This window comes from Mucilaginibacter sp. JRF, from assembly GCF_015223065.1.
Taxonomy (GTDB): domain Bacteria; phylum Bacteroidota; class Bacteroidia; order Sphingobacteriales; family Sphingobacteriaceae; genus Mucilaginibacter.
This window is the reverse complement of sequence record NZ_JADFBY010000021.1, coordinates 1-1,875: the sequence shown is the minus strand read 5'-3', so window position 1 is coordinate 1,875 and position 1,875 is coordinate 1. Positions and strand designations below refer to the sequence as shown.

Here is a 1,875-nt window from a genome sequence, read left to right as displayed (position 1 = left end):
TTTTGTTTTTTTATAAAGAAAAATAAATCATGTGCATAGCAGTTTCTGCCCCTTTCATTTCTATGGGATACTGCTCCAGAAAGGAGGTATTCCAGCCACACCTTCCGGTACGGCTACCTTGTTACGACTTAGCCCCAGTTATCGGTTTTACCCTAGACGGCTCCTTGCGGTTACCGGCTTCAGGCACCCCCAACTTCCATGGCTTGACGGGCGGTGTGTACAAGGCCCGGGAACGTATTCACCGCGTCATTGCTGATACGCGATTACTAGCGAATCCAACTTCACGGGGTCGAGTTGCAGACCCCGATCCGAACTGTGAATGGCTTTACGAGATTGGCATCCTGTTGCCAGGTAGCTGCCCGCTGTACCATCCATTGTAGCACGTGTGTAGCCCCGGACGTAAGGGCCATGATGACTTGACGTCGTCCCCTCCTTCCTCTCTATTTGCATAGGCAGTCTGTTTAGAGTCCCCATCATTACATGCTGGCAACTAAACATAGGGGTTGCGCTCGTTGCGGGACTTAACCCAACACCTCACGGCACGAGCTGACGACAGCCATGCAGCACCTAGTTTCGTGTCCCGAAGGACTGAGACGTCTCTGTCTCATTCACTAACTTTCAAGCCCGGGTAAGGTTCCTCGCGTATCATCGAATTAAACCACATGCTCCTCCGCTTGTGCGGGCCCCCGTCAATTCCTTTGAGTTTCACCCTTGCGGGCGTACTCCCCAGGTGGAACACTTAACGCTTTCGCTTAGACGCTGACCGTATATCGCCAACATCGAGTGTTCATCGTTTAGGGCGTGGACTACCAGGGTATCTAATCCTGTTTGATCCCCACGCTTTCGTGCCTCAGCGTCAATCACACTTTAGTAAGCTGCCTTCGCAATTGGTGTTCTGTGACATATCTATGCATTTCACCGCTACTTGTCACATTCCGCCTACTTCAAGTGCATTCAAGCTCTTCAGTATCAAAGGCACTGCGACAGTTGAGCTGCCGTCTTTCACCCCTGACTTAAAAAGCCGCCTACGCACCCTTTAAACCCAATAAATCCGGATAACGCTCGGATCCTCCGTATTACCGCGGCTGCTGGCACGGAGTTAGCCGATCCTTATTCTTACGGTACATTCAGCTTGATACACGTATCAAGGTTTATTCCCGTACAAAAGCAGTTTACAACCCGTAGGGCCGTCTTCCTGCACGCGGCATGGCTGGTTCAGGCTTCCGCCCATTGACCAATATTCCTTACTGCTGCCTCCCGTAGGAGTCTGGTCCGTGTCTCAGTACCAGTGTGGGGGGTCATCCTCTCAGATCCCCTAAACATCGTCGCCTTGGTAAGCCGTTACCTTACCAACTAGCTAATGTTCCGCATGCCCATCTTTATCCTATAAATATTTGATCAAATTATGATGCCATAATCCAATTTTATGCGGTGTTAATCTCTCTTTCGAGAGGCTATCCCCCTGATAAAGGTAGGTTGCATACGTGTTACGCACCCGTGCGCCACTCTCATGGAAAGCAAGCTCTCCAATCCCGTCCGACTTGCATGTATTAGGCCTGCCGCTAGCGTTCATCCTGAGCCAGGATCAAACTCTCCATTGTATAATGTTTTGTTTGTTTTACCTGACCCTATTAACTCAATCAATAGAATCTGTAAATATTTGTATCTTTTACAGTATCCCCCTTGAAAACTTTATTGGTTCTCTTTCAACCAGAACTGGTTGTTTCATTGACAGTACTACTTTGCTGTTTTGAAGTTGATCGCTTTCTGCTTTACGCCTTCCGCTTTCTGCTTCTCGTCAAAGTAGCCCGCTACGCTACATGATTATCTTTTCTTTAAAGAACTTTTCCGCCTTGCCTCTCGGTTCGGCTTTAT

1 rRNA gene is annotated in these 1,875 nt (G+C 48.8%); it reads right to left on the bottom strand.

Annotated features, from left to right (window positions below):
* Nucleotides 1–79: 79 nt before the first annotated feature.
* Nucleotides 80–1,601 (bottom strand): 16S ribosomal RNA (locus IM792_RS21150).
* Between the last annotated feature and the right edge of the window lie 274 nt (nucleotides 1,602–1,875).